The sequence below is a fragment of the Neisseria sp. 19428wB4_WF04 genome (genome assembly GCF_015235335.1).
In the GTDB taxonomy this organism is placed as follows: Bacteria; Pseudomonadota; Gammaproteobacteria; order Burkholderiales; family Neisseriaceae; genus Neisseria; species Neisseria musculi.
Map to the genome: position 1 here is coordinate 15,365 of NZ_JADGLG010000016.1, position 26,234 is coordinate 41,598.

General features: G+C 54.7%; 28 protein-coding genes and 1 pseudogene. 19 read left to right on the forward strand and 10 right to left on the reverse strand.

Going from position 1 to position 26,234, the window contains the following annotated elements; all coding sequences use genetic code 11:
* Window positions 1-190 precede the first annotated feature (190 nt).
* Window positions 191-1,261, forward strand: coding sequence for a tRNA preQ1(34) S-adenosylmethionine ribosyltransferase-isomerase QueA (gene queA, locus IR141_RS05315; protein WP_135034615.1), 1,071 nt, complete (start codon window positions 191-193; stop codon window positions 1,259-1,261).
* Window positions 1,262-1,685: 424 nt separating this feature from the next.
* Here the strand turns inward: queA and IR141_RS05320 are convergent, their stop codons facing one another.
* Complete coding sequence (locus IR141_RS05320; protein ID WP_135034616.1) at window positions 1,686-2,654, reverse strand: L-lactate dehydrogenase; 969 nt, start codon at window positions 2,652-2,654, stop codon at window positions 1,686-1,688.
* A gap of 155 nt (window positions 2,655-2,809) precedes the next feature.
* Here IR141_RS05320 and apbC point away from each other — a divergent pair, with 155 nt between their 5' ends.
* Entirely contained in the window at window positions 2,810-3,889 is a 1,080-nt protein-coding gene (gene apbC / locus IR141_RS05325; protein ID WP_135034617.1) for an iron-sulfur cluster carrier protein ApbC, read from the forward strand.
* Between the two features lie 395 nt (window positions 3,890-4,284).
* Here the strand turns inward: apbC and ygiD are convergent, their stop codons facing one another.
* On the reverse strand, window positions 4,285-5,103 hold the full coding sequence (ygiD, locus tag IR141_RS05330; protein ID WP_135034618.1) for a 4,5-DOPA dioxygenase extradiol: 819 nt from the start codon (window positions 5,101-5,103) through the stop codon (window positions 4,285-4,287).
* Between the two features lie 559 nt (window positions 5,104-5,662).
* On the opposite strand from ygiD, the gene IR141_RS05335 reads away from it, so the two are divergent.
* Together IR141_RS05335 and IR141_RS05340 are read left to right on the forward strand one after the other, a co-directional pair.
* Window positions 5,663-5,905, forward strand: coding sequence for a hypothetical protein (locus tag IR141_RS05335; protein WP_135034619.1), 243 nt, complete (start codon window positions 5,663-5,665; stop codon window positions 5,903-5,905).
* Between the two features lie 57 nt (window positions 5,906-5,962).
* On the forward strand, window positions 5,963-6,202 hold the full coding sequence (locus IR141_RS05340) for a hypothetical protein (protein ID WP_135034620.1): 240 nt from the start codon (window positions 5,963-5,965) through the stop codon (window positions 6,200-6,202).
* Between the two features lie 350 nt (window positions 6,203-6,552).
* On the opposite strand, the gene cyaY is transcribed toward IR141_RS05340, so the two are convergent.
* The gene (gene cyaY, locus IR141_RS05345; protein WP_135034638.1) at window positions 6,553-6,879 is read right to left on the reverse strand and encodes an iron donor protein CyaY; all 327 of its coding nucleotides are present in this window, start codon (window positions 6,877-6,879) and stop codon (window positions 6,553-6,555) included.
* Window positions 6,880-6,951: 72 nt separating this feature from the next.
* Between cyaY and IR141_RS05350 the strand changes: the two genes are divergently transcribed.
* The 8 genes from IR141_RS05350 (at window position 6,952) to IR141_RS05385 (ending at window position 12,932) form a co-directional block, all read left to right on the forward strand.
* Entirely contained in the window at window positions 6,952-7,119 is a 168-nt protein-coding gene (locus IR141_RS05350; RefSeq protein WP_167743059.1) for a hypothetical protein, read from the forward strand.
* On the forward strand, window positions 7,116-8,336 hold the full coding sequence (gene lysA / locus IR141_RS05355; RefSeq protein ID WP_135034621.1) for a diaminopimelate decarboxylase: 1,221 nt from the start codon (window positions 7,116-7,118) through the stop codon (window positions 8,334-8,336). The genes IR141_RS05350 and lysA overlap by 4 nt, the downstream gene beginning before the upstream one ends.
* 595 nt (window positions 8,337-8,931) lie before the next feature.
* Window positions 8,932-9,735 (forward strand): ABC transporter ATP-binding protein, encoded by an 804-nt coding sequence (locus IR141_RS05360; RefSeq protein WP_135034622.1) that lies wholly within the window; start codon window positions 8,932-8,934, stop codon window positions 9,733-9,735.
* Window positions 9,736-9,861: 126 nt separating this feature from the next.
* Window positions 9,862-10,638, forward strand: a complete 777-nt coding sequence (gene mlaE, locus IR141_RS05365; RefSeq protein ID WP_135034623.1) for a lipid asymmetry maintenance ABC transporter permease subunit MlaE — start codon at window positions 9,862-9,864, stop codon at window positions 10,636-10,638.
* Window positions 10,639-10,643: 5 nt separating this feature from the next.
* Window positions 10,644-11,150: an outer membrane lipid asymmetry maintenance protein MlaD gene (gene mlaD / locus IR141_RS05370; protein ID WP_135034624.1), complete on the forward strand. Its 507-nt coding sequence runs from the start codon at window positions 10,644-10,646 to the stop codon at window positions 11,148-11,150.
* 46 nt (window positions 11,151-11,196) lie between these two features.
* Window positions 11,197-11,796, forward strand: coding sequence for a phospholipid-binding protein MlaC (locus tag IR141_RS05375; RefSeq protein WP_135034625.1), 600 nt, complete (start codon window positions 11,197-11,199; stop codon window positions 11,794-11,796).
* Between the two features lie 3 nt (window positions 11,797-11,799).
* Entirely contained in the window at window positions 11,800-12,078 is a 279-nt protein-coding gene (locus IR141_RS05380) for a lipid asymmetry maintenance protein MlaB (RefSeq protein ID WP_135034626.1), read from the forward strand.
* Entirely contained in the window at window positions 12,075-12,932 is an 858-nt protein-coding gene (locus IR141_RS05385; RefSeq protein ID WP_187001689.1) for a VacJ family lipoprotein, read from the forward strand. The genes IR141_RS05380 and IR141_RS05385 overlap by 4 nt, the downstream gene beginning before the upstream one ends.
* 325 nt (window positions 12,933-13,257) lie before the next feature.
* On the opposite strand, the gene IR141_RS05390 is transcribed toward IR141_RS05385, so the two are convergent.
* Together IR141_RS05390 and IR141_RS05395 are read right to left on the reverse strand one after the other, a co-directional pair.
* Complete coding sequence (locus IR141_RS05390) at window positions 13,258-13,629, reverse strand: hypothetical protein (protein WP_228068169.1); 372 nt, start codon at window positions 13,627-13,629, stop codon at window positions 13,258-13,260.
* 144 nt (window positions 13,630-13,773) lie between these two features.
* Window positions 13,774-14,778, reverse strand: a complete 1,005-nt coding sequence (locus IR141_RS05395; RefSeq protein WP_135034628.1) for a quinone-dependent dihydroorotate dehydrogenase — start codon at window positions 14,776-14,778, stop codon at window positions 13,774-13,776.
* 795 nt (window positions 14,779-15,573) lie between these two features.
* On the opposite strand from IR141_RS05395, the gene IR141_RS05400 reads away from it, so the two are divergent.
* From IR141_RS05400 to IR141_RS05415, 4 genes are all read left to right on the forward strand, one after another.
* Complete coding sequence (locus IR141_RS05400) at window positions 15,574-16,236, forward strand: histidine phosphatase family protein (protein WP_135034629.1); 663 nt, start codon at window positions 15,574-15,576, stop codon at window positions 16,234-16,236.
* 456 nt (window positions 16,237-16,692) lie between these two features.
* Window positions 16,693-18,156: a YadA C-terminal domain-containing protein gene (locus IR141_RS05405; RefSeq protein WP_228068170.1), complete on the forward strand. Its 1,464-nt coding sequence runs from the start codon at window positions 16,693-16,695 to the stop codon at window positions 18,154-18,156.
* A 66-nt stretch (window positions 18,157-18,222) separates the two neighbouring features.
* Entirely contained in the window at window positions 18,223-18,684 is a 462-nt protein-coding gene (locus tag IR141_RS05410) for an outer membrane protein assembly factor BamE (RefSeq protein WP_135034630.1), read from the forward strand.
* A gap of 25 nt (window positions 18,685-18,709) precedes the next feature.
* A complete protein-coding gene (locus IR141_RS05415; RefSeq protein WP_135034631.1) occupies window positions 18,710-19,129 on the forward strand; it encodes a murein L,D-transpeptidase in 420 nt (139 codons plus the stop codon).
* Between the two features lie 626 nt (window positions 19,130-19,755).
* Here IR141_RS05415 and IR141_RS05420 read toward each other — a convergent pair.
* Window positions 19,756-20,559 carry a carbon-nitrogen hydrolase family protein gene (locus tag IR141_RS05420; RefSeq protein WP_135034632.1) on the reverse strand — a complete coding sequence of 268 codons (804 nt, stop codon included), beginning with the start codon at window positions 20,557-20,559 and terminating at the stop codon, window positions 19,756-19,758.
* Between the two features lie 75 nt (window positions 20,560-20,634).
* Window positions 20,635-20,820 (reverse strand): hypothetical protein, encoded by a 186-nt coding sequence (locus IR141_RS05425; protein WP_135034633.1) that lies wholly within the window; start codon window positions 20,818-20,820, stop codon window positions 20,635-20,637.
* 48 nt (window positions 20,821-20,868) lie between these two features.
* Between IR141_RS05425 and IR141_RS05430 the strand changes: the two genes are divergently transcribed.
* Window positions 20,869-21,180 carry a porin gene (locus tag IR141_RS05430; RefSeq protein ID WP_135034634.1) on the forward strand — a complete coding sequence of 104 codons (312 nt, stop codon included), beginning with the start codon at window positions 20,869-20,871 and terminating at the stop codon, window positions 21,178-21,180.
* Between the two features lie 394 nt (window positions 21,181-21,574).
* On the opposite strand, the gene betA is transcribed toward IR141_RS05430, so the two are convergent.
* The 3 genes from betA to betB all read right to left on the reverse strand — a co-directional run bounded on the left by betA (window position 21,575) and on the right by betB (window position 25,759).
* Entirely contained in the window at window positions 21,575-23,269 is a 1,695-nt protein-coding gene (betA, locus tag IR141_RS05435) for a choline dehydrogenase (protein WP_135034641.1), read from the reverse strand.
* Window positions 23,270-23,735: 466 nt separating this feature from the next.
* Window positions 23,736-24,266 (reverse strand): hypothetical protein, encoded by a 531-nt coding sequence (locus IR141_RS05440; protein WP_135034635.1) that lies wholly within the window; start codon window positions 24,264-24,266, stop codon window positions 23,736-23,738.
* A 29-nt stretch (window positions 24,267-24,295) separates the two neighbouring features.
* Complete coding sequence (gene betB / locus IR141_RS05445) at window positions 24,296-25,759, reverse strand: betaine-aldehyde dehydrogenase (RefSeq protein ID WP_135034636.1); 1,464 nt, start codon at window positions 25,757-25,759, stop codon at window positions 24,296-24,298.
* A gap of 141 nt (window positions 25,760-25,900) precedes the next feature.
* On the opposite strand from betB, the gene IR141_RS05450 reads away from it, so the two are divergent.
* Window positions 25,901-26,092, forward strand: a complete 192-nt coding sequence (locus IR141_RS05450) for a hypothetical protein (protein ID WP_135034637.1) — start codon at window positions 25,901-25,903, stop codon at window positions 26,090-26,092.
* 26 nt (window positions 26,093-26,118) lie between these two features.
* A pseudogene (locus IR141_RS05455) lies at window positions 26,119-26,234 on the forward strand (IS1595 family transposase); the annotation flags it as partial.

A 26,234-nucleotide genomic window follows, 5' to 3' on the forward strand; every position in this document is an offset into this window, starting at 1 on the left:
TTTGATTCAAAGATTGCCGGCAGGTTTCTGGCTGCACAAAACAGGTTGCGCCTGCTTTGTTCAGGCACGGCTGCCCTTGCCTTGCCGCGCGCTCTGCGTGCGCCGGCCGATATCGGAAGCGGATGGAATTAGACTATAATCCTGCCTTCAATCCTGTTTTCCCAAACCGTTAGTTTGTTTTTTGCCCGCCATGCGTATTTCCGATTTCGATTTCGAGCTGCCTGAAACCCTGATTGCCCAACACCCCCCCGCCGAGCGCGGCGGCAGCCGCCTGCTGGCCGCGCTGCCCGGCAGGCCGCTTGAGGATTCGCTGTTTGCGGCGCTGCCCGATTATGCGGCGGCAGGCGATGTTTTGGTGTTTAACAACACCAAAGTGATGAAGGCGCGGCTGTTCGGCATCAAAGAAAGCGGTGGCAGAATCGAGGCTTTAATCGAGCGCATTACCGGCCGCCGGCACGCGCTGGCGCATATCCGCGCGTCTAAGCCGCCCAAGGCGGGCGGCGTTTTGATGTTTGACGGCGGCATCCGTGCGGTGATGGAAGCGCGTTCGGCGGACGGGCTGTTCTGCCTGCGCTTCGACAGCGGCCTGAGCGTGTATGACATTCTCGAACAAAGCGGTCATTTGCCACTGCCGCCCTATATCGGCCGAGCCGCCGATGATGGCGACAGCGAACGCTATCAAACCGTGTATGCCAAACATCAGGGTGCGGTGGCTGCCCCCACTGCCGGCCTGCATTTTACCGATGTGCTGCTGCAAACCCTGCGCAGCAAAGGTGTGCACACGGCAGAGGTTACGCTTCATGTGGGCGCGGGCACGTTTCAGCCTGTGCGGGTGGAAAATATCGCCGAACACAAAATGCACAGCGAATGGTTCAGCGTGCCGCCCGAAACCGTGGCGGCCGTTGAAGCCGCCAAAGAGCGCGGCAACCGCGTGTGGGCGGTGGGCACCACCTCGATGCGCGCGCTCGAATCGGCCGCCCGCGCAACCGGCCGTCTGAAAGCGGGAGAGGGCGACACCGATATTTTCATCACCCCTGGCTACCGTTTCCGTGTGGCCGACCGCCTGATTACCAACTTCCACCTGCCCAAGTCTACCCTGCTGATGCTGGTGGGCGCATTTTCGGGCATGGATCACATCCGCGCCGTTTACTGCCATGCCGTGCGGCAGCAATACCGCTTTTTCAGCTACGGTGATGCCATGCTGCTGGGGCGGGAAAACGGGCTGCCCAAACAGCCCGCCCGAACCCCAGCAGGGGGATGACGGTGAGGCTTTGCGCTTTGTAAAATATACAAGGCCGAAGCCTTTGCAAAATTTATTTGCAAAATTATTCAGGCCGTCTGAAATATTCAGCCATCGCTGTCGGCTCGGCAAGTCTGCTGTGTTGCCCCGTGCAGGCGGGAATCCGGTTGTTTGTTGTTTTTTGTAAATAAAATACTTGATGGTTTTAAAGCCGGCTTCCCGCCTGCGCCGGGATGACGGGATAGAAGCATTTCAGACGGCCTTATGGTTTTCTTGCGTTTTTTCAGACGGCCCGGGCTGCCGGAAATTTGTCCACTTTCTGCTGGCAGCTTTTGAGCAGGCGGGCAGACTCGGCAAACAGTGCCGATTCCGGCTGCGGTATTTTTCAAATCTCAGGCCGTCTGAAAAAAAGTTTCAGACGGCCTTATGGTTTTCTTGCGTTTTTTCAGACGGCTCGGGCTGCCGGAAATTCGTCCACTTTCTGCTGGCAGCCTTTGAGCAGGCGGGCAGACTCGGCAAACAGTGCCGATTCGCTTTCGTCCAGCGGTTTGTTGATCACGCGCACCGCGCCACGGCGGTTGATCACGGCGGGCACGCCGATATATACGCCGTCTTGGCCGAATTCGCCTTCGAGCAGGGTCGAAACGGTGAGCACCACGCTCTGATTGTGCAGAATAGCGTTGGAAATACGGCTTAAACCCATGCCGATGCCGTGGCTGGTGGAGCCTTTGGCATCGATGATTTCATAGGCGGCGTTGCGCACGTTGCGGTAGATTTTTTCCATATGGGCTTTGCCGTCTGCTTCCTGCTCGAGAATCTGTTTCAGGGGCATACCGGCGATGTTGGCCGTGCTCCAGGCGGCAATCACGCTGTCGCCGTGTTCGCCGATCATCATGGCATCGATGCTCACGGGGGCAACTTGGAATTCGTTGCCCAAACACACGCGCAGACGGGCGGTGTCGAGAATGGTGCCGGAGCCGATAACGCGCTCTTTGGGCAGGCCGGAAAATTTCCAGGTGGCGTAGGAGAGCACGTCCACAGGGTTGGTGGCCACCAAAAAAATGCCGTTGAAGCCCGAGGCCATCACGGCGGTAACGATGCTGTGGAACACTTTGAGGTTGTTGTCGATGAGATCGAGCCGGGTTTCGCCCGGGCGTTGCGGCAGGCCGGCGCAGATGCAGACGATGTCGGCATCGGAGCAGTCGGCATAGCTGCCCACTGAAACGCGGGTGGGGGTGGGGGCATAGGGCACGCCGTGGCGCAGGTCGCGCGCTTCGCCTTCGGCGCGCTTGCGGTTGAGATCAATCAATACCATATCATCGCAATGGCCTTGGTTGAGCATCGAATAAGCGTAGCTGATGCCCACGGCGCCGGTGCCGACAACCACCACTTTGTTGCCTACTTTTTTAGTCATTTTCTATCCTTTTGTGATGTGAAGCGGTTGTGATTATAAAGGAAAGCGCAGGCAGAGGGGCGGCCGTCTGAAGGGCGGCGCGGTTGTGCCGGCTTCTGCTAAAATGCGGCCTGTTATTTGTTGCCTCAAACTTGATACGCGAAAAGGGTGCATACATGAATATTTCAGAAATCAGGGCTGCATTGGATGCGGTTGAAATCCCCCGCAGCAGCCGCACGCTGGGCAGCGACAAAGCCGTGATGCAGGCAGAGGCGCGTTCAGACGGCCTGCATGTCTGTTTGCAGTTTGGCTTTCCCGTTGCCCACATCAGGCAGGAGCTGGCCGAGCGCGTTCAGACGGCCTTAACGCCGCTTGCCGGCGGCGCGCCGGTTCACTTGGGCATCGATGTGCTGATCGGCACGCATAAAGTGCAGCCGGGCGTGGCCACCATCAAGGGTGTGAAAAACATCATCGCCATCGCTTCGGGCAAAGGCGGCGTGGGCAAATCCACCACCGCCGCCAATTTGGCCGCCGCCATGTCGCGCATGGGCGCGCGCGTGGGCGTGCTCGATGCCGATCTCTACGGCCCCAGCCAACCCACCATGCTCGGCGTGGCCGGGGGCAAGCCTGCGCAGGCCGACCAAAAATTGATTCCCGTTGAGGCCGAAGGCGGCATACAGGTGATGTCGATAGGCTTTCTGATCGATACCGATCAGGCCGTGGTGTGGCGCGGCCCCATGCTCAGCCAAGCGTTGCAGCAGCTGCTGTTCCAAAGCGAGTGGAACGGTGTGGACTATCTCTTCATCGACCTGCCGCCCGGCACCGGCGATATCCAGCTTACCCTGTCGCAGAAAATCCCCGTAACCGGCTCGGTGGTGGTAACCACTCCGCAAGATATTGCCTTAATCGATGCACGCAAAGCGGTGGATATGTTTCACAAAGTGAATATCCCGATTTTCGGCGTGTTAGAGAATATGTCGGTGCACATCTGCTCCAATTGCGGCCATGCCGAAGCCGTGTTCGGCAGCGATGGCGGCAAAAACCTGGCCGCCAAGCTGGGGGTGCCGCTGCTGGGGCAACTGCCGCTGAGCCTGCCCGTGCGCGAGGCGATGGACAATGGCACGGCGTTTGCCATGCAGCAGGCGCAGCCGGCGATTGCAGAAATCTACACCGAAGCCGCCTGGCAGATTGCGCTGGCAGTGGCCGACAAAGGCAGAGATTTCAGCAGCCGTTTTCCAAAAATCGTGGTGGAATAAAGGTTTAAGAGGCGGTCAGGCCGTCTGAAAAAAACTTTTCAGACGGCCTGAAACTTTTGCAAAATGAGTTGTATCGTAGGATAGGGTGGAGACAACAGAAGCCTGCCCCGTCCCGCCGGTGGGACGGGGTTAGGGGAAGGATGGTTGCCCAAGCTGCAAAACATTTATTCATGCACTTAAGCCCTATCCTAACTTTCCTCTGCAAGAGCGGGGGAAGGAACAACAACGGAGTCCAAGCACGGTTGTCGTCCAACCTAACTTTCCCCCCGCAAGAGCGGGGGAAGGAACAAGTTACCGGTTAATCAGGCGCAGTGCCCGAAAAGCAAAGTATCAGGCCGTCTGAAAAGTTTTTCAGACGGCCTGATTTTACCAACCCGTATCGGTTTTTCTACGCATCACACCGCTTCAAACAACGCATCGTGTCCGAACACCACCGAAGTCATGCTCAGCGATTTGCCGATGATGTCATCGTTGAAAATCTGCAACGGTTCGTCTGAAGCGGCGGCACCGGCGGCATACAGCAGCGGCCGCCAATGCTCGGGCGTGGGCGCAGCCAGATGCAGCGCCGGCGGGTAGGCTGCCTCATCGGTGAGTGCCTGCGTGTTGCCGTTTTCCAGCCAGCCGTTCACCAAAATGCGCGCGCTTTGTGCCCATTCGTAGGCGTTGCCGGTTGAGTCGGGCGCGCGCCAGTCCATCAGGCGCAGGTTGTGGACGATGTCGCCGCTGCCCGCAATCAGCACGCCTTGTTCGCGCAGCGGCGCCAAACGGCGGGCAAGCGCGAAATGGGCAGGTGCATCGAGATTCACATTCAGGCTCAGCTGCACCACGGGAATATCGGCTTCGGGAAACAGATGGCACAACACGCTCCAAGTGCCGTGGTCCAAGCCCCAGCCGAAATCGGCGGCCACGGCGTGTTCACCCAGTAGCGAGCGGATTTCGGCGGCCAGCCCGGGGCTGCCCGGCGCGGGATAGCGCATAGCGAACAATTCCTGCGGAAAGCCGCCGAAATCGTGGATGGTGCGCGGGTCGGGCATGGCGGTTACGGCGGTGCCGTCGGTGCACCAATGGGCGGAAACGGCCAGTACGGCGCGGATTCTGCCGCGGTAGTGCTGCCGTAATGCCGAGCCGAGCCTGCGCCAGTTGCGGCTGTAAGGCGTGTCGCGCACGGCGTTCATCGGGCTGCCGTGGCCGAGGAATAAAACGGGCAGTTTCATGGCAAAACCTTTATGTATCTCTGTATCATGGAATGGCAGTCAGTATAAGACTGCCCTTTTGTTTGATAAATAGGCTGTTTGTTGATTTATCTTTTCCTACTGGGAAATTTAATCCGACATGGTTTGAGGCCGTCTGAAAACTTTCAGACGGCCTCAACAGGAAAGCCTATTCATCGGATAAATGGCGGAAAGCAACAAACTTTCAAAAGTTAATATTATGGGAAATATCAAATTAAAAACCAAGCGTTAACATCCTTGCGGCATATAGGAAAAATAACTACTGATACATGGCGGTGTTTTGGAAAAACATATATCAGATGGTTCGGATACCGTTTTATGGTGGAATCATGCCATATATTCATATTTTATATATCACTCTGCAAGCCTATATCAATAATATGATTTTATGGTTAATTTTTTATAAATTTTTATTGCAAAAAAACTTAATTAAACGAAACAAAATTAAGTCGATGGAACTCATACGAACCAGATTTGTTTGATATTTATTATCGGAAAATCTATGTTTCATTAATTTTTTATAGAAGATAGGAGTATTATTATGACAGCTTTGACCGTGAACAATATGGGTATGCAGGAATTAACCATGACTGAACTGGATTTGGTTGCAGGTGGTTGGGATTGGGGTAGGGTCAATTGGGGCAGAGCTGCTGCAATAGGCACGGCAACTGCCGTTGGTGGCGGTATTGCCGGTGCTTCAGGCGGCCCCGTTGGTGCAGGCTTGGGAGCGGTTGGTGGTTTTGTTGGCGGTTTTGGCGCAGCAGTAATCAGCAATGCTTGGTAATCCTTAATTATTAGCAAGATTAGGATAGCTTAGTGTGTTTTATCTAAGCTATCTGTTATGCCGATGTGGTTGATTGATATAATTATAGGAGTTGTTATGAATATTGGAAGATTTATATTGATTTCGGGAAGTATCTTTTTTATATTTATGTTGTTGTCCTCTTATTTTTTAATGTATCCGACAATTGGGGAAGCCCTTAAGTTTACCGTTATTGCCACACTTATTTTTGTGCCGGTCAATTTCTTATTAAATAAGGCTTTTAACCAAAAAGCGTTTGGGAAAAACAAAGAAAAATAAAAACGGATTTTATCTAAAATATTTACTTCAATCGGAAACTCGGATATGCAAAACAATCCCCCGATTAGAATGGTATATATTCTGGTTTGCTTTTCAGCTGCATATTTTTTGGTATACAAACCGTTAAATATACAAGGCATATATACCGTTATGCCGATTCTTTCAACGGCATATATTGCCGATTTGCTTTATGCCGCCCACCTTTTTATCAGCCGAAAATATTCAAATAGCTCCAAATAGCTGTAGGCAATGATTCGGAGTCGGTTCATTTTTCTTTATATTTTTTATGTTTGAGGCCGTCTGAAAACTTTTCAGACGGCCTCAAACCTTCATAGAATCAAAAGCGGGCGTTAACCGAACGCTTCCACCCGCACTTCTTCGCCCGCCGCAGCGCTTAATGCCTGATTGAGCACGGCAAAAAATTCGCTGCCGTCGCGGGCGGAGAGCCAGCGGCCGTTGTTTTCGGCAAAATGGTAGCCGCCGCTTTTGGCGGCAATCCACAGCTCCTGATTGGGCGTGTGGCGGTTGATGATAATCTGTGCGCCGCCTTCTGCTTCGATGGTGAGCACGTTGCCGTTCAAACGGCAATCAAAATCCCAGCCGCCTTCGTCCAGCCGGTCTTCGATGTGGGCAAATAAAGCATCGGAATGCTGTAAAAATTCACTTTCGGTCATGATGGCTTTGTGTATCGGAATATTTTTGTTTAAGATGCCGCATCTTGCCACATTAACGCACCCTACGGAAGACTCATGATGAAACCCATCCTGCTGTTGCCCGCCTTTTTGCTGCTGTGCAGCTGCGGCTTTAAAGGCAACCTCTACCTGCCCAAAGAAAACGATGATGCCCGCTTCGGTGTGATTCAAACCGGCATCGGGCAGCCCTTTGAAAAACCTGCCGACTCCCCGAAACAGCCATGACCCTGTATTGCGAACAAACCCCCTACAGCCGCCTTGCCGGCGAATTCGGCACGCCGCTTTATGTGTACAGCCAAGCGGCACTTACCGGTGCTTTCTGCGCCTACACCGATGCTTTTGCCACCCTGAACCCGCTGGTGTGTTATGCCGTGAAGGCCAACGGCAATCTGAGCATACTCAAACATTTTGCCGCGCTCGGCAGCGGTTTCGACATTGTTTCCGGCGGTGAATTGGCGCGTGTGCTGGCCGCAGGCGGCGATGCGGGCAAAACGATTTTTTCGGGCGTGGGCAAAAGCGAGGCCGAAATTGAGTTCGCCTTAAACGCGGGGGTGTTGTGTTTTAATGTGGAAAGTCTGCCCGAGCTTGACCGCATTCAGGCCGTGGCCGAACGCATCGGCAAAACCGCGCCCGTTTCGCTGCGCATCAACCCCGATGTCGATGCCAAAACCCACCCCTATATTTCCACCGGCCTGAAATCCAACAAATTCGGCATTGCCTACGCCGATGCCCCTGCTGCCTACCGCTATGCTGCGGGGTTGGGCCGTCTGAAAATCACCGGCATCGACTGCCACATCGGTTCGCAGCTCACCGATTTAAGCCCGCTTGTCGAAGCCTGCGAACGCATTCTGCTGCTGGTCGACCGCTTGGCCGCAGAAGGCATCGAGTTGGAGCATATCGACTTGGGCGGCGGCATCGGCATCGTCTACCGCGATGAAAATGCCCCCGATCTGAATGCCTATGCCCAATCCGTTGCCCGCATGATGGCCGGCCGCCGCCAAAAGCTGGTACTCGAACCCGGCCGCAGCCTGGTCGGCCGCGCCGGCACATTGCTGACGCGGGTTGAATTTGTGAAACAGGGCGAAGAAAAAAACTTTGTGATTGTCGATGCCGCCATGAACGATTTGATGCGCCCCGCGCTTTACCATGCCTACCACCGCATCGAAGTGGTCGGGCAGAAAAAACGGCAGCCGTTTGTTGCCGATGTGGTCGGCCCCATTTGCGAAACCGGCGATTTTCTCGGCAAAGAGCGCGAGCTTGCCTGCGAAGCAGGCGACTTGCTGCTGGTTGCCGATGCCGGTGCCTATTGCAGCAGTATGGCCGGCAACTACAACACCCGCAACAGAGCGGCCGAAGTGCTGGTAAACGGCAGCGAAGCCCGCCTAATCCGCCGGCGTGAAACGTGGGAACAGCAAATGGCCAACGAAACGGCGTGTTTGTAGCGGCGTGCCTTTCCGGCAGGGCAGGGCAGCGAACCCCGATCCGACAAACGCATCAAACTGCACCTGCCCGGCAGCGGGCTGCCGCCAACTCCTGCGCCCGCCTTGTGGGATTGATACATCTCAGCCGATTCCAACATATACGGCCGTCTGAAAAGCATTTTTTCAGACGGCCTTGCCTGCCGTAAACGCCCATGCGCAAATTTCGCGCATCCTTAAAAATCCGGCCGAAGCCGATTCACAATGTGCATAGCGTTGCCCGCTTTCTGCGATACGGCATCGGGATTCCGTTGCCCGTTCGGTAAACCTGCGATGCCGCAGCGGCAACATTCGGCCTGAAACCTGCCTGAAACCGGGCAAACGGCTGATGATGCTGTGCTGCAAAATTTCGGGGAAGCTGTTTGTAACATTATTACGGCCACAGTTTCCGTCTAGGCCGTTCTGTTGTATTTTTCAGGGTTTTTCGTTGGCTGTGAAGTAGAATAATTTCAGTAATTTACATACATTCGTGTATTTTTTGCACGCAAAGGCCGTCTGAAAAATTGCCCTCGGCTGTGTAAATAATTAAAATGTCGAAATTTCAATCTCTTCCACCTGCATGAGCCTTTCTCCTTTTATCGAAATGAAAAATGTGGCGTTTGCCTATGGCGAACGCCCGATTCTTCACAATATCAACTTCACCATCGAGCAGGGTAATTTTGCGGCCGTTATGGGCGGCTCGGGCAGCGGCAAAACCACGCTGATGCGCCTGATAACCGGCCAGCTCCACCCGCAGCAGGGGCAGGTGTTGGTGGAGGGGCGCGATTTGGCGCAGATGGGGGCGGGCGAACTTTACGAACACCGCCGCCGCATGGGCGTGCTGTTTCAGCACGGCGCGCTGTTTACCGATTTGACGGTGTTTGACAATGTGGCGTTTCCCATGCGCGAGCTCACCCGCCTGCCCGAAGCGGTTATCCGCGATTTGGTGGTGTTGAAATTGAATGCAGTCGGCCTGCGCGGCGTGGAAAAACTGATGCCGTCTGCATTGTCTGGCGGTATGGCCAGGCGGGTGGCACTGGCGCGCACCATCGCGCTCGACCCGGAAATCATGCTTTACGATGAGCCGTTTACCGGCCTCGACCCGATTTCGCTGGGCGTGATTGCGCATTTGATCAGCCGCATCAACAAAGCCTTGCGCTCCACCAGCGTGATGGTAACGCACGATGTCGGGCAGTCGCTGGCGATTGTGAACCAGGTGGTTTTTTTGGCCGATGGGGAAATCGTGTTTTCAGGCACGCCCGAAGCCATGCGCCGGCAGGATTCGCCGTGGGTGAAGCAGTTTGTAGAAGGCCTGCCCAACGGCCCCGTGCCGTTCCGCTATCCGGCCGCCACCGGTTTGCAGCAGGATTTGCTGGGTCGCTGACCCGTGCTTTCAGACGGCCTTGCGGCAGCGGCCGTCTGAAAAAAGCAATTTGGAATAATTTGGAATATCGGAATAATGCAGGCAGAGGGTTTGGCCGTCTGAAAAAACACCCATATTGAAGAAACCATGAATTTTATTCAAACCACAGGGGCGAAAACCCTTAACTTTATCCGCGCGCTCGGCAGTGTGTGTCTGTTTTTTGTGCAGATACTCGCCAAATCAGGCACGGCTTTGCTGCGCTTTCGGCTGAGCGTGCGCCAGATGTATTTTGCGGGCGTGCTCTCGGTGCTGATTGTGGCGGTGTCGGGGCTGTTTGTGGGCATGGTGTTGGGTTTGCAGGGCTATACGCAGCTTTCCAAATTCAAATCGGCGGATATTCTGGGCTATATGGTGGCGGCGAGCCTGCTGCGCGAGCTCGGCCCGGTGTTGGCGGCGATTCTGTTTGCCAGCAGCGCGGGCGGCGCGATGACCAGCGAAATCGGCCTGATGAAAACCACCGAACAGCTCGAAGCGATGAATGTGATGGCGGTCAACCCCGTTGCCCGCGTGGTGGTGCCGCGTTTTTGGGCGGGCGTAGCCTCGATGCCGCTGCTGGCTTCGATTTTCAATGTGGCGGGCATTTACGGCGCCTATTTGATTGGTGTGCAATATTTGGGGTTGGACAGCGGCATTTTCTGGTCGCAGATGCAGAGCAATATTTCCATTCAATATGATGTGGTAAACGGTTTGATTAAATCGGCCGTGTTCGGTGTGGCCGTTACGCTGATTGCCGTACACCAAGGGTTTCACTGCGTGCCCACATCGGAAGGGATTCTGCGCGCGAGCACCCGCACGGTGGTGTCGTCGGCGCTCACCGTGCTGGCGATTGATTTTATTTTGACTGCATTGATGTTTACCGGGTAACTGCCATGAAAAAGAGTGTTTTGGAACTTTGGGTCGGTTTGTTTGTCTTGCTGGGGGCGGCTGCCGTGGGCTTTTTGGCCTTCCGCGTGGCAGGCGGCGCGGCAGTAGGCGGGGGATCCGGCCAAACCTATACGGTGTATGCCGATTTCACCGACATCGGCGGCCTGAAAGTGAATGCCCCCGTGAAAGCGGCCGGCGTGTTGGTGGGGCGTGTGGGCGGCATACAGCTCGACCCGAAAAGCTACCAGGCCAAAGTGAGCCTTGATTTAAACAGCCGCTATCAGTTCAGCACCGATGTGTCGGCGCAGATTCTCACCTCAGGCCTCTTGGGCGAACAATATATCGGCCTGCAACAGGGCGGTGAGACAGAAAACCTTACCGCAGGCGACACCATCACCGTAACCGCATCGGCTATGGTGCTGGAAAACCTGATCGGCAAGTTTATGACCGGCTTTGCCGAGAAAAGCTCGGGCGGTTCGGAAGCCGCAGGCAGCGGCTCTGCTGCCGAGTAGTTGTTGTTTCGATTCATCGACAAGAAATCCGATAGGAAAACCAACCATGAAAAAATCAGCCTTATTCAGCGCATTTGGCATCGGCCTGCTGAGCATCAACCTTGCTTTTGCCACACCGGCCGAAGCGGTTAACCAAGTGCGTACCAATGCCACCCAAGTGTTGGATATCTTGAAAGAAGCCAACGGCAGCAACGATGCCGCCGTGCGCCGCAAAGCCGAAAGCTATGCTCTGCCCAACTTCGATTTCCAACGCATGACTGCGCTGGCGGTGGGCAACCCGTGGCGCGAGGCCACACCGGCGCAGAAACAGGTATTGTCGAAAGAGTTTCAAACCCTGCTGATCCGCACTTATTCCGGCACGATGTTGAAATACAAAAACGCCAACGTGGTGGTGAAAGACAACCCCGTGGTAAACCGTGGCGGCAAAGAAGTGGTGGTGCGCGCCGAAATCACCCAGCCCGGCGGTAAGCCTGTGATGATGGATTTCAGCACCTATCAGAGCGGCGGCAAATACCGTGCCTACAACGTGGCCATCGAGGGTGCGAGCCTGGTAACGGTATACCGCAACCAGTTTGGCGAAACCATTAAAAACAAAGGTATCGATGGCCTGATTGCCGAATTGAAATCGAAAAACGGCGGCAGATAAACCATGGAATCAGAAGTACGCAACGGCGTGCTGTATGTGGGCGGCAACGTAACGGTGAAAACCGTTACGCAGGCCGTTTACAGCCGTTTTGAGCAGCAATGCCGTCTGAAAGAAACCGCCGCTGTTGATTTTTCGGGTGTGGAGCGCGCCGATTCGGCCTGTGTATCGCTGCTGTTGGGTGCTTTGCGTGCCAAGCCTGAAGCACCGCTTTTGCGCGGTATTCCCACCTCGGTTCAAACCTTGGCCGAATTGTATGAAATCAACGAATGGGTGAATCCGTGAAAAAATCTGCCATTATCCTGATTGTATTGAGCCTTACCGCCGCCCGGCCCGCCCTGGCCGAACGCAATCCGGCCGACCCCTACGAGCGTTACAACCGTGTGATGTTCAAAGTGAACGACACCGCCGATAAATACGTTCTCTCCCCCGTAGCCCGGGGCTACCGCGCCGTAACGCCGAAACCCGTGCGGACGGGCGTAACCAACTTTTTCGACAATCTGCGCGATGTGGTCAGCATGGGCAGCAACCTGTTGCGGCTGGACATCAAGCGCAGCAGCGAAGACTTTGTGCGCGTGGGCATCAACTCCACTTTCGGCTTGGGCGGCTTAATCAATATTGCCGATGCGGGCGGCGTTCCCAACAATAAAAACACCTTGGGCGACACTTTTGCTTCTTGGGGCTGGAAAAACAGCAACTATTTTGTTTATCCGCTCACCGGGCCTTCTACCGTGCGCGACAGCATCGGCAGCACCATCACCACCTTTTACCCCATCGATAATGTGGTGTTCCCCAAACCTGCGGGAAGAATTGCACTGCAAAGCCTGAGGGCTGCCAACATCCGCGAGCAGTATCTGGATTTGACCGACAGCTTGAACGATGCTGCCATCGACAAATATGCCTATACCCGTGATCTCTTTATGAAAATGCGCGCCCGCCAAACCGGCTCTGCTCTGCCGCAGGGTGCTGATGAAGAAATCGACATCGATGATTTGGTTTCCGATGAAAACAGCCCGCCGCCGGCACGGGAATATACGCCCGCAACGGAGCAGGCTGCCGAAGCACAACCGCAAGCAAGCAGCCCGGATATGCCGGAAGCCCGGGGCGGAATATTGACGCTGTGGCATCCCGACAGTTAGCAATAACCAATAAGGCCGTCTGAAAAACAAAAGAGCAGAAACGCAGCCCTGCTTTTTTGTTTTTCAGAGGGCCTTTGCGTTTCAGACGGCCTTTGCATTTCAGAGGGCCTTTGCATTTCAGACGGCCTGAGGCGGATTGGACAAGAGCCCGCTGTCCGTATAACCGCCGCTATGCCCGGATTTGGCCGTGGTATGGCTAATCCGTAAAATCAGCATCAGGCAGCGCAAGCCGCACACAATAATGTGAACCGGTAAGCCCATGAGGTTGTTTTAAAGCGGAGCGGGGTACTTAAAGAGTTGGTTTTACGGGCTGCCCGGGCGGGTTTCAGCCCTTATCGGTTATCCCGAATTGTTTTTCTTTCTCCGCCAAAAAGGCTTCCATCTCTTTTTGAATATCTATGTTAAGACGGTCGGCCAGCTCGATCAGCCACCAGATATTCTCAGCAAGTTTATGTTCTAGCCTATATGGCGTTTCATCGTAGTAACGGCCTTGTTTGGTCATGATCAGGCGGTTCATATTGCCGATGTCGTTGGATAAGGCCAGTAAGTCCTCTTCAATAGACCATTCTGCCCTATGGTGTTTGATTTCCAGCGCTCTATAGGCCGTGCGGATGGCACGACAGCGGTTCACTAAGTTATCCGGCAGCATCTGTCCTCCTAAAAAGATAGGTAAGGCAGTTCCATCTTTGTTTATCAAGCGCAAAACTGCCTTTGATCTCGAATGGGTGATAAGGAACCCCGTTTTTCATGTTGGGATAAAATCAAAAACAAGCAGGATTTTCAGGCTGTTTGTTACTTTAAAAATCCAATAATCGGACGGCGGTTTGATTTTTTTCATGCCTTAAACGCAGGCCTTCAAGCAGTCGCGAACCAGATCGGGGCCTCGAAACACCATACCGCTGTAGAGTTGCACGGCGGTGGCGCCCAAGCGCATTTTTTCCGCTGCATCTTCCCCGCTGAGAATGCCGCCCACGCCGATAACCGGCACTTTGCCGTTGAGATGCTGTGCGAGCTGTGTGAGTACCCGGTTGCTTTTTCCGCGCACGGGGCTGCCGCTCAAACCGCCTTGCTCTCCTGCCAGCGCATGGCCGCCGAGAGCGGTTTTGTCAATGGTGGTGTTGGTGGCGATGATACCGTCGATTTCGGTTTGTTCGGCGATATGGGCGATGTCGGCAATTTGTGCCTCGCTTAAGTCGGGGGCGATTTTTACCGCCAGCGGCACATAACGGTTATGTACGGCAGCCAGGCGTGATTGCTTGTTTTTCAACATAAACAGCAGCCGGCTCAATTCATCGCTGCCCTGCAGGTCGCGCAGGTTTTTGGTGTTGGGCGAAGAAATATTCACTGCGATATAGCCTGCATGAACATAGGCTTTTTCCAAACAGGCCAAATAATCATCGGCTGCTTTTTCGATGGGGGTGTCGGCATTTTTGCCGATATTGATGCCGAGAACGCCGTTGTAGCGGCTGTTTTGGATATTTTTCACCATCGCATCGATACCGTGGTTGTTGAAACCCATGCGGTTGATTACGGCTTCGTGCTCCGGCAGGCGGAACAGGCGCGGTTGCGGATTGCCGCTTTGCGGGCGAGGTGTGATGGTGCCCACTTCGATAAAGCCGAAGCCCAGTGCGGCCAGTGCATCGATATATTCCCCGTTTTTATCCATGCCGGCGGCCAGCCCCACGGGATTGGGCAGATCTAGCCCCATCAGGCGGGTCGGGCGGGTTTGGCTATTGACTTTGGGCAGCAGCCCGAGCCGGTAGGCGGTGCCGAGCGCGGCCAAGGTGAAGTGGTGTGCTTTTTCGGGGTCGGTTTTGAACAAAAAGGGACGTAGAAAAGAATACATAATGAATAAGCCGTTTAGCGAGTAAGAAATATAAATGCCGGTCAAGCGTTATTTTACCTGAACGGCTATATTTCGGGCAGTTTCGGATAGGGAGTATGCGATGGCGCAAAAAGGCAGTAGGGCAAACTGCGGCGGAAGGACGTTAATGTTGCGTAGGACGGGTTTTGTATGACGGCGAAACAGAACGCTGCGGTATTGCCGCCCGTCAGACGGCTATAGCCGGCTCCAAAAATAAATATTAAATATAAAGGAATGGGCGGAAAAAAGCACAACAAGGCGGGCTGTGCCGCCTTCTAGAGTAGGCAGCTTATTTTCAGCACAAGGCTGCAAAAGCCGCAGAGATTGCAGATATTACAGAAACGGTTCTGTTGCGGCCCGAGCGGCTTGTAAAACGGTTTTTTTGAACCGAAGTGCAGCCATGCTGTAGCGGAACTGAAACGGATTCGTTGTATCCCGACTGCTTCCGGTTTGTTGGGTTCTGTGTTGTTCTGCTATCAAATGGTGCCTTTGTAAAATCTGTTGCGGCCGTCTGAAATGCCCGATTATTGCCATTGCCGGGCAAGGTGGAATACAGCCGTAAAAAATAAATTGTTTTATTTTAATATCTTATGAAAATCTAACATAAGTTTCCGCTAGGAGAAAATGGCGATAGACGGCATTATTTTATAAATTTTGCAGCGGCTTCTGATAATGTTGAAAACAGAATATATTAACAATTGGATTTTTTATGAGGGCAACGAAACAACAGGCCGTCTGAAAGCAGAAAGTTTTTTAGAAAGTTTTTAAGGATAAAACATGGAAATCACACTTTATTTGGTGCGCCACGGCAAAACCGTATTCAACACGGTAGGACGTTTGCAGGGATGGAGCGATTCGCCGTTGACGCAAGAGGGCAGGGCAGCGGCATCGGCGTTGGGCAGCAGCCTGAAGGGGGAGGTGGTGTTTGATGCGGCATTTGCCAGCACCAGCCCGCGCGCATTGGAAACCGCGCGCTTGGTTTTGCAGGCGGCGGATCAGGCCGCGTTGCAAATAACACCATTGGAAGCATTGTGCGAATATTGTTTCGGGGGTTTTGAAGGTGAGAAAAGGCAAACTGTATATGAAATGGCGGCGGCGCATCAGGGCGAGGCTGACGTGGAAACCTGGTTGAACCGTTACCGCCACGGTACGCATAATATATTGGCAGAGAGTGTCAGCATTCTCGACCCTTTAAAATTGGCGGAAACGGAAAGGCAGTTTGTCGGCCGTTTGCAAAAGGGCATGAACCAGCTGGTTGAAAACGTGCCCAAAGGCGGCAATGTGTTATTGGTTTCGCACGGAATGGCGATTACCGCGTTGTTGAAAAGTATAGATTCTGCAGCCGTTTTATATAGAAGTGTAAAAAATACAACAGTTTTGAAACTTTATTTCAATAGCGGTAAGTGGCGGATTTTAAGTAAAAATATCCAATATTCATAAATAAACAAATTGAATATTGCATAGGTTGTTTCCGATTGGTTTCTTTGTTTTAATGCTTTATGAATAAAATAAGTAAAGAAATATGTTTTTATAAATTATTTATTAAATAAATGTAAATTTATATATAAATTAAAACAAGAACAGTAAATAAATAATGTTGGAATTATTGTCTAAAGTTATTATTTTTGTAAGAAATATACCCAATATTGATAAAAACAGTAATAAAAACTTAGACTTCATTTTAAAATTTTACTTTAGTCAAATGCCGTTAAGTTATATTATTGGAAGCAAGAAACGAATAAGGCCGCCAAACATTGATTGGCTTCGGCCGGGTTTCAATTGTTTCAACCAACCGTATCGGAAAGCCGGTTCTGCAAAAGCAGGATAAGGCTGTTTGTGGCCGAGCCAGATGATTCAGGCTGGAACGATACTCTTCTTTCATATCGGGAGATAACCATGAACCGTAAAAATGTTCAAATCAATGCACAACCCCGCCTGTTGGCGGTTTCTGTTGCCGCCGGCCTGATGGCAGTGTCATCAGGCGCATATGCCAATGCGGCTTATGTGGCAGGCACAACCCAAAATGTTCAATATGTGAGTGTGGGCGGCATTGTGGGTGTAAACACCGCTTCGGCCAACAACAATAAAGACAGCTTGGGTGCCAGCGGCCGCTATGCGATAGCTATCGGCCACGGCCCCACCGCAACCAATCAAGGTTCGGTGGCTATCGGCACCATCAGTCAATCCACTCAAAACGGTTCGGTTGCGCTGGGTGCGCAAACCAAAGCTACCGGTATTTCTGCCACTGCTTTGGGCAATCTGGCCGAAGCGCAGAAAAACGCCGACACTGCCATCGGCCGCAGAGCCATTGCCAGCGGCGGATACAGTACTGCTTTGGGTCAAGAATCCCGCGCCAGCGGCAACTATGCCAATGCTTTCGGCGGCGCGGCTAATGCCAGCGGCCAGCATTCCAACGCCATCGGCACCCGCTCTGTTGCCTCGGGGCAAAATGCCACCGCCATCGGCCTTCATTCCAACAGCTCTGCCGTTAATGCACTTGCCGCCGGTGTAGGTTCCAAAGCCAGCGGTGTGAACAGCACTGCCTTCGGCACTTCTGCCAATGCCTCCGGCACCGGCAGCGTAGCCTTGGGCTTGAGATCGGCGGCTTCTGCAGTCAATTCGTTTGCAGGCGGTAATGCCGCCAAGGCCGGCGGCACCAACAGTGTGGCTTTGGGTGTGGCTGCCAATGCATCTGCCAACGACAGCGCGGCTTTGGGCCGCAACGCTGCCGCATCGGCCGAAAACTCCGTGGCTTTAGGCCGCTTTGCCAATGCTTCTTTGGCAAATTCTGTGGCCTTGGGCGCGAACTCTACCACCTCGGCTTATGTTTCCACCAACTCTGCCACCGTGGGCAATCTCACTTACAGCGGCTTTGCGGGTACTTCGCCCAAGGGCACCGTGAGTGTGGGTTCTGCAGGTAACGAGCGCACCGTGAGCAACGTTGCCGCCGGCCGCATCAACGCCACCAGCACCGATGCCATCAACGGCAGCCAGCTCTACAGCGTGGCACAGCAGGTGGACACCAACACCACCAACATCACCAACTTGGGCAACCAGATTACCAATATCAGCAACAACTATAACCAACGTGTCGATGCGTTGGGTAACCGTGTGAATGATTTGGACAAAGATCTGCGTGCCGGTATCGCCGGTGCCACCGCCATCGGCTTTTTGCAACGCCCCAACGAGCCGGGCAAGAGCTTGGTTTCTGCCGCTGTGGGCGGTTATAAAAACCAACAGGCTTTGGCCGTGGGTTATGCGCATAACTCCGACAATAACAAATGGTCGACCAAATTCGGCGTGGGCGTAAACACCCGCAAAGATGTCAATTGGGGTGCCAGCCTGGGTTACCAGTGGTAATAACGGCAGAGGCCGTCTGAAAACGGCGGCCTTTCTCAAAGATTGAATGATTGAAAGGAAATCATAATGAAACTGTCTGCATTGATTTTACCCGTGGCCGCCGCTCTTGCTTTGGCTGCCTGCGGCAATTTGAGCAAAGTAAGTAAAGAAGGCACTACCGACAGCCCCGTATGGCCGAATCCCGAAAAAACCACTTTCCGCCACAGCGGCAGCCAACACGGCTCTTGGCCCAATTGGGACAATGTGCGCCAGATTGAAGCGGGCATGAATAAAGACCAAATCTACAACCTGATTGGCCGCCCGCATTTCAACGAAGGCCAATACTTCGTGCGCGAGTGGGATTATCTGTTCAACTACCGTGAAAACGGCGAACACAAAACTTGCCAATACAAAATCTTGTTCGACAAGAAAATGAACGCGCAAAGCTTCTTCTGGCTGCCCGAAGGCTGCGGTCCGAAAGAGAAAGAGCCCGTTCGCGAAGTGATTATCCGCGAAGTGGAAACTTCTCCGAAACGCATCCGCCAATAAGCGTGCGCAACCAGCAGAAACTGTAATGAACAAACTTGCAGTGATTGCCGTGCTGCTCGGCTTGGGTGTAGCTGCCCGGGCCGGCAGCATTGAGCATTTGAAAAAACGCAAAGCAGTGGTTTATACCGACCGCGCCGAGCTGTGTTTGGAAAACAACCGCTGTTATCCCGTATTAATCGGCAAAACCACACCCAAAGGCACGTTTGATCTGAATATCGTGAAAACCACCCAGCGGGGCTATGGCGGCGATGTGATGAAGTTTAAAGAAGACGGCGATTTTATGTTTGCCGTCCACCGCGTGTGGAAACTCAAGCCCCAGGAACGCCGCATGGAGCGCATCGCTTCTTCTAACGTGAAGGAGCGCGTGATGACCAACGGCTGCATCAACGTTACCGATGATTTATACGAAAAGCTGAAAGCCTATTTTGTGCTGGAAGTGGTCTGATACCGTTGCAGCAGGTATTTTCCAAATCCGGGGCCGTCTGAAACAGATTTTCAGACGGCCCCGGCTTCGATGCAGGGTATGCAGGCCGGCATCCGGCCGTGAACATAACGGGCGCAGGCGTTTCAGGCTTGCCGGCCGGCTGCCGGTATAATGCCGTGTCGGCAGGGCTCGGTTTGTGGTTTTGCTGCGGTGCCGGTATCGGCGCAAAGAGCACGTTTTTGCAAGCCCAAGCAGCGGCCGATTAGGTGTCGGAAACGGTTTGATGCCGTTACAGCGGGTATTCCCTAAAAAGGCCGTCTGAAAGAATCGGTTTCAGACGGCCTTGGTGTTGCCAAAAACCTATATCGGTATCTTACAGACACCTGCTTGATTATCGGGCTCGGCCTGATAATCAAACATCTGCCGCTCAGGTGGAAGACGGATATTGCGGGCAGGAGTATTGGCGTTAAGTTTTCAGACGGCCGCGAGGGGCTTTTGCAAAACTACCTTAACTGCAAACTCATTGGAGCCGTCTGAAAAACATGTTTCAGACGGCCTTTGCTTTGATAAAGGGTATGCGGAGCAGAATCTATCGCTATCTTGCCAACACCTGCGCCATATGCGGGTTTGGCCTGATAGCCCGGCATTTACAGGCGGCGGTGCGCCAACGCAGGCAGGCGGGTGCGCACGCTTTGCAGGCGGCGGGCATCAATCTCGGCCGTTACCATGCCTTCGCCTTCGGGCAAAACATCGAGAATACCGCCCCACGGGTCGATAATCATGCTGTGGCCGAAGGTGCGCCGCCCGTTTTCGTGTGTGCCGCCTTGCGCAGAGGCAATAACATAGCATTGGTTTTCAACGGCGCGGGCGCGCAGCAGCAGCTCCCAGTGCGCTTTGCCGGTGGTGTAGGTGAAGGCGGCGGGCAATACCATCACTTCAAACGGCAGTTGGGCGCGGAAAAATTCGGGAAAACGCAGGTCGTAACACACGCCTGCGGCCACATTGATGCCGTCTGCGCTGAAATGCGGCACGCCTGCGCCGGCCGAAATGGTGTCGGCTTCGGCATAGCGTTCGCCCAAACCCGAATAGCCAAACAGATGCATTTTGTGATAAATGCCGATACATTCGCCGTTGCGGCCGTAAACCGGCAGGGTGTTGAACACTTTATCCGGGTCGGGGCTTTGCAGCGGAACCGTGCCGCCGAAGAGCACCACACGGTTTTGTTTGGCAGTTTCACTTAAGGCCGTCTGAAAAACGCCGTTGCCCAAAGGCTCGGCCACAGCGAGCTTATCGGCATCACCGGTGCCCATCAGCGGCCAGTATTCGGGCAATACAACCCAGTCGGCGCCGGCATCGGCGGCTTTTTCCACCAAACGCTGCATGGTGCGGATGTTTTCTTCGGGACGGGTGCCGGATACCATTTGGACGGCGGCGGCGCGCAGAGTGTGCATGGGAGTCTCCTGTTTCAGACGGCCGGGCGGCTTTGCGTTTATTATGATTTATTTACCGCCTATCTGTTACACTTTTTACACCCGATACGGCGGGTTTTCTGCATTTCCGCCGCGGCTTGGCTTGGCGGCGGAAACAAAGGGGAGTCTCGGCAGCTTATTGGAAACCATCACGGCGGCGGCTTGCTTGGGCTGGCAGAGAGCGGTTTTGCCGGCCGCTGAAACGGCAACAGAAACGGTGTGTATGGCGTGTATGGGCGGCAAGCTGCCGCCCTGTGTTGATTTTAACGGATGAGCGATAAAGGTGTAATCATGAACAGAACAACGGTTTGGCTGCTGGCGGCACTGCTGCCGGCGGTGGCGGCGGCGCAAGTGCGGCTCTACGGCAATATCCGCAGCGGTGTGGAAGTGTCGCAAACCAAAACAGGCAGCGAGAGCCGCAGCCGCGCTTCGGTAAGCGATTTCGGCAGCTATATCGGCTTGAGCGGTTTGCACCGGATAGGCGGGGGCGCAACCAATGCGGTGTGGAAATTCGAGCAGGAGGCGCCGGCCGGCAGCAGCGGCTCGATGCGCGACTATTTCCGCGAGAAGAAGGCAGGCGGCGGGCTGAATATACCGAATTGAGCAAGATAGCGGAACGGTTTCGAACCATACAGGCCGTCTGAAAACGTTCAGACAGCCTGTATGGTTTATGCCCGCCGTATCCGCGTATCTGTTGTTTCGAAACCGTTGCCAAACTCATTCAGGCCGTCTGAAATATCCCACTGTCGCCATTTCCGCGCAGGCGGTGTTTGATTTTATTTTTCACAGAATATTGCAATCAAAAACATTTGATTTTTAAAAGATTCGGTTTTCTCCTGCGCGGGCATGGCGGGAAATAGGTTTTTCAGACGGCCTGAACGGATGTTGCAAAGGCTCCGTTTCTTTTGAAACAGCGAAACATTCGGGCCAAGCCCGGGCATGATGCAGGTGTGTTCAGACGGCTAAAGCGGCTTGCGGCGGTTTCGGCCTGCTTGCGTTATCCGCCGCGTTTCGGTTCGCCGCGCACCGGCGCGCCATCGGCACGGTAATAAGGCGCGTCCGACTTGGGCAGCGGGGCGCGGCCGCGGATTTTGTCGGCGATTTTCTCGGCCAGCATAATGGTGGCGGCGTTGAGGTTGCCGGTGATGATGTCGGGCATAATCGAGGCATCGACCACGCGCAGGCCGGTGATGCCGTGTACGCGGCCTTCACCGTCGGTTACCGCTTCGTTGCCTTCGCCCATCGCGCAGGTGCAGGAAGGGTGGTAGGCGGTTTCGGCATGGTTGCGCACATATTCGTCCAGTTCGGCATCGCTTTGCAGGCTTTCAGACGGCGTAATCGCCGCGCCGCGGTAACGGTCGAGTGCGGGCTGGTTGATGATTTCGCGGGTGATGCGGATGGCGGCGCGGAACTCTTCCCAATCTTGATTGTGGCTCATGTAATTGAAAAGAATGCTCGGATGTTCGGCAGGATCGGCCGATTTGAGTTTCACGCGGCCGCGGCTGGGCGAGCGCATCGAGCCGACGTGCGCCTGGAAACTGTGGGCTTTGCTGGCGTTGCGGCCGTCATAGCGCACGGCAATCGGCAGAAAGTGGTATTGGATATTCGGCCAGGCAAATTTTTCGTGGCTGCGGATAAAGCCGCCGCCTTCAAAATGGTTGGTGGCACCCAAACCGGTGCCGCAAAACAGCCATTCGGCGCCGATGGCGGGTTGGTTCCACCAACGGGTGGCGGGCGCGATGGAAACCGGCTCTCTGCATTCGTATTGTATGTATAGCTCGAGATGGTCTTGCAGGTTGCTGCCCACGCCGGGCAGGTCGAGTATTTCGGCCACGCCGGCCTCTTTGAGCCATGAGCCGGGGCCGATGCCGCTGCGTTGCAGAATCTGCGGCGAGGCAATGGCGCCGGTGCACACCATCACTTCGCGCTGCGCTTCAACCGTTTTCAGACGGCCCTGATGTTGAAAGCGCACGCCGCGCGCGCGTTTGCCGTCAAACAGCACCACATCGGTTAGTGCGCCGGTGAGTATGGTGAGCCGCTCTCGGTGGCGCGCCATATCGAGATAACCGCGCGCGGCAGAGGCGCGGCGGCCGTTGGGGGTTACGAAGCGGTCCATCGGGCCGAAGCCTTCCTGCTGATAGCCGTTCAAATCATCGGTGCGCGGGTAGCCGGCATCCGCGCCGGCCTGAATCATGGCTTCAAACAGCGGGTTTGCGCCCGGTTTGGCGGTGGTAACGTGTATCGGCCCGCTGCCGCCGTGATAGGCGTTTTCGCCCGCATCGCGGTGTTCGGCTTTTTTGAAATAGGGCAGGCAGTCGTGATAAGTCCAATCGGCCAGGCCGGGCTTTTGCGCCCAGTGGTCGAAGTCGAGCGCGTTGCCGCGGATATAGCACATGCCGTTAATCAGCGATGAGCCGCCCAAGCCTTTGCCGCGCCCGCAATCCATGATGCGGTGGTTCATAAACGGCTCGGGCTCGGTTTGGTAGCCCCAGTTGTAGGTGGTGCCCTGCAGCGGCATGGCCAGTGCGGCGGGCATTTGGGTGCGGAAGTCGAGGCGGTAGTCGGGCAGGCCGGCCTCCAGGAGCAGCACGGACACGTTTTCGTCTTCGGTCAGGCGCGCGGCCAACACGCAGCCCGCGCTGCCGGCGCCGATGATGATGTAGTCGTAGGCGGGTTTGAGGGGGTGGGTCATCGAAAATCCTTTTTTGTTTTTCAGACGGCCTTTCGGTGCACTCAAGCCGTCAGTCAAAATGTTTGAGCCGCTGTTTTGTCGGAACGGCCGTGCCTGAGTCTGCTGCAACAGCCGAACAGGATTTGGGCGGATAAGGGCGTGTGCTTGTTTGCGCAATGCAAAGCGTTGCGGGTTGGCACGGTGCGGGTTGGCACGCCCGGCAAAATCACGTTGTGCGGTGCTGTCCGCATTGCGGAGCGGTTGCCGCCGCCGCTTTTTTGCCTGCTTTTTCCGGCAGGGCAAAAAACAGGCTGCTTCCCACAGTGGTAGGGCGGGTTGGCGGATATTCCGTGCCGTTTCAGATTCCGTGCCGTTTCAGATACAGAAACGGTGCATCATGTTTTCAGACGGCTTAAGCAGGCTCTGTGTCGGCTTAGAGGCCGTCTGAAAACGTTGGAGCAGCAAACCGGCGCGTTGCGGTTTTGCGTTATGTCGGGTTGGTTCTCTGCAGATTGCCTTTGTCGTCTGCCTGCCATTGCAGGCCGTCGCTGTCGGTAAACGAAACGCTGATGATGCGGTGTTTTTTGGTTACCAATAAGGGCTGTATCTTATTTTCATCGTAGATTTCGGGGTATTTAAACGCATAGGGCAGGGTATCATCGCAGTTTTTCGGAATAAAAAAGCGGCCGGGCGGCAAAAGACGGGTTTCGCTGTAAGCAAACGGCACACGCTCCCCGTGCTTGCCGGCATAATCGCCGCAAACCACCAGGTTATACAGCGGCCGCTCCGAAACATTATTGAGCACGATGCCCCATGAATAGATTTTGCCTTTTTCGGCGGCAATCCACACCGAAAATCTGACTGCATCCTGTTTTTGCCGCAGGGCTTGCTGCTCCCGCTCCCTACGCCTGTCGTTTTGATAAAGCTGTTTGGCCTGTTTGCCTGCCTGCCATGCCAAAAATAAGGCGCAGGCGGCAATCAGGGCGTTTAACCATTCTCCCAGGCTGCCTAAGTCCATCGTTGCTCCTTGATATTTTTCAGACGGCCTTAAAACACCGGTTGGAAATCCCCAAGCTCCACCAGTACCGATTTGGTTTGGGTGTAGTGCATCAGGGTCTGCACGCCGTTTTCGCGGCCGATGCCCGATTGTTTGTAGCCGCCCACCGGCATTTGCGCGGGTGATTCGCCCCAAGCGTTGATCCAGCAGATGCCGGCCTGCAATCTGCCGATGATGCGGTGGGCGCGTTGGAGGTTGGGTGATACCACGCCGGCGGCCAGCCCGTAGCCGGTGTGATTCGCGCGCGCCACCACTTCTTCTTCGCTGCCGTAGGTCAGAATGCCCATCACCGGGCCGAAGATTTCTTCGCGGCAGATGGTCATTTCATCGGTGCAGTCGGTAAACACGGTGGGGGCGACATAGGCGCCTTCGGAGAGGCCGTTTTCTTTCAGACGGCCGCCGCCTGCAATCAGGCGCGCGCCTTCGGCTTTGCCTTGTTCAATGTAGGCAAGCACTTTTTCCATGTGGGCAAAACTTGCTAGCGGGCCGAAATTCACATTCTCGTTTAGCGGGTTGCCGATGCGGATGCGTGCCACCCGCTCCAGCACGGCGGCTTCTAAATCCGCCTTCAGCCCGGCGGGTACAAACACGCGCGTGCCGTTGGTGCACACTTGGCCGGAGCTGTAAAAATTCGCCGCCAGCGCGATGTCTGCCGCCAAGCCCAAATCGGCATCTTCGCAGATAATCAGCGGTGATTTGCCGCCCAGCTCCATAGTGATGTCTTTCAAAGAAGACGATGCCGCCTGCGCCATCACTTTTTTGCCGGTGGCCACGCCGCCGGTGAACGACACTTTGGCGATTTCGGGGTGTGTACTCAAGGCTTCGCCCACACGCCAATCTCCCTGCACCACATTGAACACGCCGCCGGGCAGGCCGGCCTCGGTGAAGATTTCCGCCAGCTTCAGCGTGCCCATCGGCGTGATTTCACTGGGTTTGAACACCATTGCGTTGCCGGCCGCCAGCGCGGGCGCAGCTTTCCACATGGCGATTTGAATCGGGTAGTTCCACGCGCCGATGCCCGCCACCACGCCTAACGGCTCTTGGCGCGTGTAGGCAAACGCGTTTTCGCGCAGCGGAATCTGGCGGCCTTCGAGTGCCTGCGCCAAACCGGCATAATATTCGATCACATCGGCACCGGTAACGATATCCACATACCGGGTTTCGCTCAGAGGCTTGCCGGTGTCGAGCGTTTCGATGCGCGCCAGCTCGTCATTGCGCCCGCGCAGTATTGCCACGGCGTTTAAAAGAATGCGGCTGCGTTCTGCCGCCGTCATCGACGCCCAAATTTTCTGCCCCGCTGCGGCAGAAGCCACTGCCGCTTCGATTTCTTCGGCCGTACTCTGCTGCACGAGGGCGAGCGTTTCACCGTTGGCGGGGTTGATGTCGGCAAAGGTTTCGGCAGCGGGGTTTGCGGCGGTGCGGGCACCGTTGATGTAGGCGGTGAGCGTGGGCATGGGCAGTCCTTATGAAAACAGGTTTGGGTTGTTAAACTAACATATTTTCAGACGGCCTGCGCAATAAAAGGTTCAGGCCGTCTGAAAAAGGCTTATCCTGAAGCGGGTTGGTTTGGAAGATAAAGGCCGGACGCAGGCACAATGGCGCATCTGCTTTGTTGCGGCACCGGGCGGCAGGCCGTGCAGACGGTAGCGGCCGGCTGTGTTGCCGGTGGGGCGGTTCGTCAAATCGCCCCTCAAGCTAAGACGCGGCAATGCGGAGCGCAAACCGGGCAGATTAACGATGCGCACGGCAAGCCTCAGCAGCGCGCATTAAAGAAGGGGCTGACGTAGATTAGCAGTCATGATAGGCTGCCAAAATGAAGATAACCCACTGTAAGTTAAAGAAGAGTCTGCAAAGAAAACTGCTTGAATATTTTGTATTGGAAGTAACCGCACGTTCTGCTGCCGATATCTTAGGTATTCAGCCCAATAC